Annotated in this window: 3 protein-coding genes; 1 reads left to right on the top strand and 2 read right to left on the bottom strand. The window is 61.4% G+C overall.

The features are described from left to right. Window positions 1-907: 907 nt before the first annotated feature. On the bottom strand, window positions 908-2,989 hold the full coding sequence (locus PCO31010_RS17160; protein ID WP_150665293.1) for an OPT family oligopeptide transporter: 2,082 nt from the start codon (window positions 2,987-2,989) through the stop codon (window positions 908-910). 318 nt (window positions 2,990-3,307) lie between these two features. On the opposite strand from PCO31010_RS17160, the gene PCO31010_RS17155 reads away from it, so the two are divergent. Beyond that, on the top strand, window positions 3,308-4,822 hold the full coding sequence (locus PCO31010_RS17155; RefSeq protein ID WP_150665292.1) for an MFS transporter: 1,515 nt from the start codon (window positions 3,308-3,310) through the stop codon (window positions 4,820-4,822). Window positions 4,823-4,903: 81 nt separating this feature from the next. Here the strand turns inward: PCO31010_RS17155 and PCO31010_RS17150 are convergent, their stop codons facing one another. Next, window positions 4,904-6,169: a serine hydrolase gene (locus tag PCO31010_RS17150; RefSeq protein WP_246184648.1), complete on the bottom strand. Its 1,266-nt coding sequence runs from the start codon at window positions 6,167-6,169 to the stop codon at window positions 4,904-4,906. Window positions 6,170-6,466 lie beyond the last annotated feature (297 nt).

The following is a 6,466-nucleotide window of genomic DNA, read 5'->3' as shown; positions in this document are numbered from 1 at the left end:
CTCCACGCCGATGATAGTGCGGATACCCGTGTGAAAGTAGGTAATCGTCAGGCTCCCCTTAAAAACCCCTTGCTACAAACGTAGCAAGGGGTTTTTGCTTTGGGCCAACGTCGTTGCACGCTTGAGTGACGCCCGGCTGCTTTGCACTAAAGCCTCAAGACCCATCGCTAACGCTGATTCAGCGACTTCGCTCGCTCCTGGACACTACATAGCCGCCCGCCGGAGAAGCGCAAAACCCCCACGCCCCAGATTGGCCGCGTTGATCGGCAATCCGGTCTGCACTGCACCCGAAAGAAATACTTCGTTTTGCACCCTCTTTATCCAACCTTCGCCAGCGCTATTCGCGCGCTAATTTCTATTGAATGGGGCCAGCACGGATTTTTTGGAAGCCCTATTCGTCCGCTTTGCCATGCCTTTTGCCGCGGGAAATGACTGATCGAGATGAGCGCTTGAAGAGTGGAAAGGAAAACGCTTAGTTCGTATAAGACGACTCTGAAAGCGCATGGCACGTATCAACGCGTGCTTGGCGTCCTGACGCCGTATTCCCTGAGCGCGTAATTGGCATTGATCGTTCCCGTGGGGGACGTGACTCGACTAGAACACGTTGGCTACGATCAGCGGTACCCCCCTCCCATCAACAACGACGCTCCATCGACATCTTCGTCGGATGACATGAAATCTCAGCCTTAACGTGGACGTGTTTCAATAAAAGCGTGACGCGTCATGCCCATGCGCGAAGTCTGGGCGCTTTAGCGTGTGATCAAACAGGGAGGAGAGGGACTTGCTGGGGGGATGCTGTGAGTCGATGTGCGCGGGATCGCGCTTATCGACTCACAGGAGGACGCTAGAATTTATACGACGTTGAACGCAGTAGCGTGCGAATAGATCGCTACGCCGATCATGCGGGTCACGCCGACCGCGTTGTCGATAGGACTCGGCGGACGATGACGATGCAGATGCCAGCGAAGACCAGCAGGGCGAGCCATTCCGACGTTGGGGCGAAGCTGCTGCCGACGAGGGCCAGCGGTGCGTCGGAACCGGTGAAGCCGACGACCATCGCCATCGCAACGCCCACCAGACTCTCACCTACGATCAGGCCCGATGCCAGCAACACGCCGCGTCGTTCGGCCGCTTCCGCATACGGCCCGAAGTCCTTTCCTTGCGCCTTGGCGCGTGACTTCAGAATGCGTTGCGCAATCCAACCCAGCACCGCACCGATCACCAGCACCGAGCCGATCGTCGGCGGCAGATAGATACCGATACCCACAGCAATAACCGGCACACGCGCAACGCCACCACGCTTGGCCAACGCTGCATCAATCGCAATCAACGCCAGCCCCAACACCGCACCGATGCCGAGCATCGACCAGTCGAGCTGATGCGTGAAGATGCCCTTGGCAATCGCTGTCATCAGAATCGCCTGCGGCGCCGAAAGCGCCTGCGACGGGTCCATCCCCGCACGCGGCAATGCATCGGTGAACCCATAAGCGTTGTACAGCAGGTTCAGTACCGGCGGAATCACCGCCGCACCCACGACACAGCCCACCAACAGCGCCACCTGCTGACGCCAAGGTGTCGCGCCCACCAACCAACCCGTCTTCAGATCCTGCAGATTGTCGTTGGAAATCGTGGCAATGGCGATGACCGCAGCCGTCGTGAAGAGCGCCAACGCAATCGCGAGCTTGCTGCCGCCTGCGGTATCGAGCAGCCCGCTTGCCTGACTGACGCTCAGAATCAGCAGCGACACCAACACCACTGCAACGATGCCGATACCCGAAATCGGACTGGCAGACGATCCCACCAGCCCCGCCATGTAGCCACATGCCGCAGCCACCAGGAAGCCGAAGACCACGGCGAAAACCACGCTGCAAATCACCAGCGTCGCGATACCGCCGAACGACAGCGGCGCGTCCGCGAGGAACACACCGAACGTCACGACCCACACCGCCACGCACAACAACGTGAGACCGATCACCCAGTACGGTGACAGATCCTGCTCCGTGCGACCGAGCGTCTGTCCGTTACCAGACTTACCCCGCGCGCTGCGTGCCTTGCCCAACGCCGTGAACGACGTCTTCACACCATCGACCATCGGCTTTGCCAACGTGATCAGCGTCCAGATAGCCGCCACGCCGATCACACCGGCCCCAATAAACCGCACCTTGTGTTGCCACAGCCCATTCGCGAATGCCGTCATCGCCAGACCATCGGGATTCGGTGTGATGGCTGTGAGCACCGGCACAGCAATGCCCCAGGTGAGCACGAAGCCGAGCAGAATAGCCAGCCCCGACACGATGCCGATGAGATAACCGGCACCGATCAATGCGAGCGAGAAACCGGTCGTCAGACGAAAGACCGCAGCACCCGCCGGGATCCACGCCGTAATGCTCTCGCCGAGAATCTTCAGACCAGCCGTCGCAAACGCGAACAGCGCCGAGACGATCCCGCCGAAGGCAATCTCCCGCACACCGCTCGCTTCGTTACCCGTCGATGCCTTCCCGTTGGTGGACGACTTACCTTCGTCACCTTCACTGCCGACGCGCAGAATTTCTGCTGCTGCCACACCCTCCGGATACGGCAAGTCACTGTCGACGACCATCGCACGACGCAACGGAATCGTGAACAGCACGCCAAGAATGCCGCCCGACGCGCAGATTGCCAGCGTCAGGCCAAACGGAAAACCTTGCCAGTGTCCGATCATCAACAAGCCGGGCAACACAAAGATGATCGATGAGAGCGTGCCCGCCGCAGACGCCTGCGTCTGCACCATGTTGTTCTCGAGGATGTTGCCGCCCCGCAGCGCGCGGAGCACCGCCATCGAAATCACGGCCGCAGGAATGGAGGACGAAAACGTGAGACCGACCTTGAGGCCGAGATAAACGTTGGAGGCGGTGAACACTACGGTGATCAGTGCGCCCAGGATCATGCCGCGTACCGTCAACTCGGGGAGCGAGACGGCGTCGGGAATTCGGGTCGGATGAGATGCCATGTACGAATAGGGGGGATTTTTCGCCCAATGGGAATGTGGCGCAGATTGTATGCGCCTGCGTGGTGCACCGCCAGTCTTGACGGGCGCACTAGAACGACCGTTCGAATCTGACCCTATCACCCGCGAGATCGTCGGCATCCGCGTCTGGCGGTCGCTAAACGGAAAAACCTTTCAAATCCATCCACTTATCAGATGGAATCCAACTTTTCTCAATCGATTTATTGATGGATGATGCGGGTTTTCCCTAGAAATAAAGTCAGTACGTAACCCCGTCGGACAAACGGGCGTTACGCACCAAAAAGGAAAGGAGCTTTTCCGATGTCCAGTCTGCATACCTCAACACATCCGGTACCTCATGCGAGCGGCGCACGCCGTTGGCTGGTACTGGCCATCGTGTCGGTGGCGCTGCTGCTCATCGTGATCGACATGACGGTGCTCTATACGGCACTGCCTCGTCTGACCCACGATCTGGCAGCGACGGCCTCCGCCAAGCTGTGGATCGTCAACGCTTACGCGCTCGTGGTCTCGGGCCTGTTGCTCGGCATGGGCACGCTCGGCGACCGTCTTGGCCACAAGCAATTGTTCCTCGCAGGTCTGGTCGTCTTCGGTGTGGCGTCGCTCGCCGCCGCCTTTGCGCCGAGCGCAAACGTCCTGATCGTCGCGCGAGGATTCCTTGGGGTCGGTGCGGCCATGATGATGCCCGCCACGCTGTCGCTGATTCGCCTGACGTTTGCCGATCCTCGTGAGCAGGCGCTCGCTATCGGTATCTGGGCGTCGGTCGCGTCAGGTGGTGCGGCGTTCGGCCCGATTGTGGGTGGCGCACTGCTCGAACACTTCTGGTGGGGCTCGGTCTTCCTGATCAACGTCCCGATCGTACTCATCGCGTTGCCTGTGGCCTGTTGGCTGATTCCGAAGGGCGGTGCGACTTCGTCCCAACCATGGGACTGGTTCGGCTCGTTGCTCTTCATGGTCGGTCTGATCGGTGTGACGTACGCGATCAAGAGCGCGGGCAAACTGTCCCCCGACTGGGCGACGGTCGCCATTGCCGTCGTCGTGGGCGTTGCGTTTCTGTGGGCGTTCGTCAAACGCCAGCAGCGCAGCGCGCATCCGTTGCTCGATTTCGCGTTGTTCCGTAATCCGGTGTTCGCCGGTGCGGTGGCCGCGGCACTGATGGCTGCGGCGGCTCTGATCGGCATGCAACTGGTGTTCAGCCAGCGTCTGCAACTCACGATGGGCTACTCGCCGCTGGAAGCCGGATGGGCGGGCATGCCGTTATCGATTGCCGCGTTCGTCGCGGGACCGATTGCCGGACGCATGCTCCCCCGCATGGGCAGTGCGCAGATGTTGTTCATCTCGTTGCTGACGTCGGCCGTGGGCATGGCGGGCTACCTGATGCTGCGCGATTCGGGTCTTGTGTTGTCTGCGCTGGCACTGGCGACGCTCGGTGTTGGCGTCGGCGCGACCATGACGGCGGCGTCGAGCACCATCATGCAGAGCGCACCGCCCGAGCGCGCCGGGATGGCAGCGTCGGTCGAGGAGGTCTCGTACGAACTCGGCGGCGCGTTGGGCGTGACCTTCATGGGTAGCCTGCTGACGTTCGTCTACGGCCGTTCGATGGATGTGCCGCAAGTCGCGACGCTTCCGGACACCGTGCGCGACAGCCTCGACGAAGCGCAGATCGTCGCCGAGCACTTACCGCCGGTGGCCGCCGATGCGCTGACGATGCTCTCCAACACCGCGTTCAATCATGGGTTCGACGCCGTGATCGGCGCGGGCGCGTTCCTGCTCTTCGCCACGGCGATCTGGGGACGCTGGCACGCACGAAAGCACTAACCGACCCCGGCATTCATCGTCACCGAAGCGCGCGCTCACCCACTCGTGAGCGCGCGTTTTTCTTTGTCCCTCGGCGTGAGTTCAACGCAACGAGCACGACAACCAATGCGCGATGCGAACGCCATCGAGGCGTGACCCTTCGGGGGTGTCGCTACCAAGCATCGTCACGATCACGGGACGCGACTTGTGCACCATCACCCGCATCACCATGTTGTGCCCCGACTCGTTGATGAAGCCCGTCTTCTGCACGCTGGCGTGCACCTTGCCGTAACGCACCAGCCGGTTCGTATTGACGTATTGCAGTTGTCCTTTGCCAGTGGGCACTAACTGCTGATGATCGATCGAGTAGCGACGAATCAGCGGATAGCCGTTCGACGCGCGTACCAACCGCGCCAGTTCACGCGCCGTCGACACATTGCGCGGCGAGAGTCCCGTGGAGTTTTCGAAGCGTGTGTTCGGCATGTTGAGCAAGCGCGCCTTGGCGTTCATTGCCGAGATAAAAGCGGGCCGCCCGCCCGGATAGTCACGACTCAGCGCAGCGGCCGCACGGTTCTCGGAGGCCATCAGCGAGATGTGCAGCATGTTGGCGCGCGAGAGCGTCGAGCCCACGGCCAGACGCGAATGTGTGAACTTCAGCGTGTCGAGATCCGCATTCGTGACGGTGAGCGGCGCGCGCATGGCCGGGCCGCTGTCGAGCCAGACGACCGCCGTCATCAGCTTCGAGAGCGACGCGATGGGGCGCACCTGATCCGCATTCATGGCAAACAGCGGCGTGTGCGTGTTCTCGTCGACGATGTACACCGCCTTCGAGAACAGTCGTTTGCGCGATGCCGACGTGAAGCCGCAACGGGCGAGCAGCCGGGGTTTAGCGTCAGTGCTCACTTGGGCTGATGCCGCCGCCGTTCCTCCGGGGGGCGTCGCAGCTCCTGTGGCCACAGCAGCCTTCGGCACGGCCTTGCGTCGCGCGACCGTCGGCGATCGCTTCGCCGTGGACTTCGTCATCTTGGCGCGACGCGGCGGCGTCGCCTTCTTCGCGGTGCGGCTCGTGCGTCCCTTTGCGGCGTGAGCCGCCGTACGCTTGCGCGACGCGCTCGCTGCCGTCGCCTTGCGCTGCGGTGCTGCCTTCGCCTTTTTTGCCACCGTTTTCTTCTTCTTGACGGCATCGTGTCGGCGCTTGCCGCTGCTCGTCTGATGCGCATTGGCAGCGAGCGCGTCGCTGACCGGCAGTCCCGCGATGAGCAGAATGACGCCGAACAGCACGAGGCGCGCAATGGCAATCGCGCGTGGCGGCATACGGTAAAGGCGGGGCAGGGACGGGCTGAGCAGCGGGCACCACAGGGCAGACATCTTCGCGCGATTCCGTAGAGAGAAGGGACGAGAAAGCGATGTGCGTCGAACAAAAATGCGCCCCACGCGCGACGGCAACCGTCACACGAGAGCAAGACGCAATCCACGGGGAAACCAGTTGGACGCCGGTCACAAGAGGAGTTCCTGAGTTTTTCGGCGATGTATTACAAAAAGTTACAAGTGCAGAACCTTCGGCGTACGAATGCTCTGCGCCCGTCGGCAACTTAGCTTTGCGCAATTGGTTATTGGACGCTGATTGCCCCCACTTCCTAGACTGAGCGTTCGCCTGAATCGGCA

Source organism: Pandoraea commovens (assembly GCF_902459615.1).
Lineage (GTDB): Bacteria > Pseudomonadota > Gammaproteobacteria > Burkholderiales > Burkholderiaceae > Pandoraea > Pandoraea commovens.
Note: the sequence above shows the minus strand (reverse complement) of the source record. Positions and strands in the feature narration are given on the sequence as shown.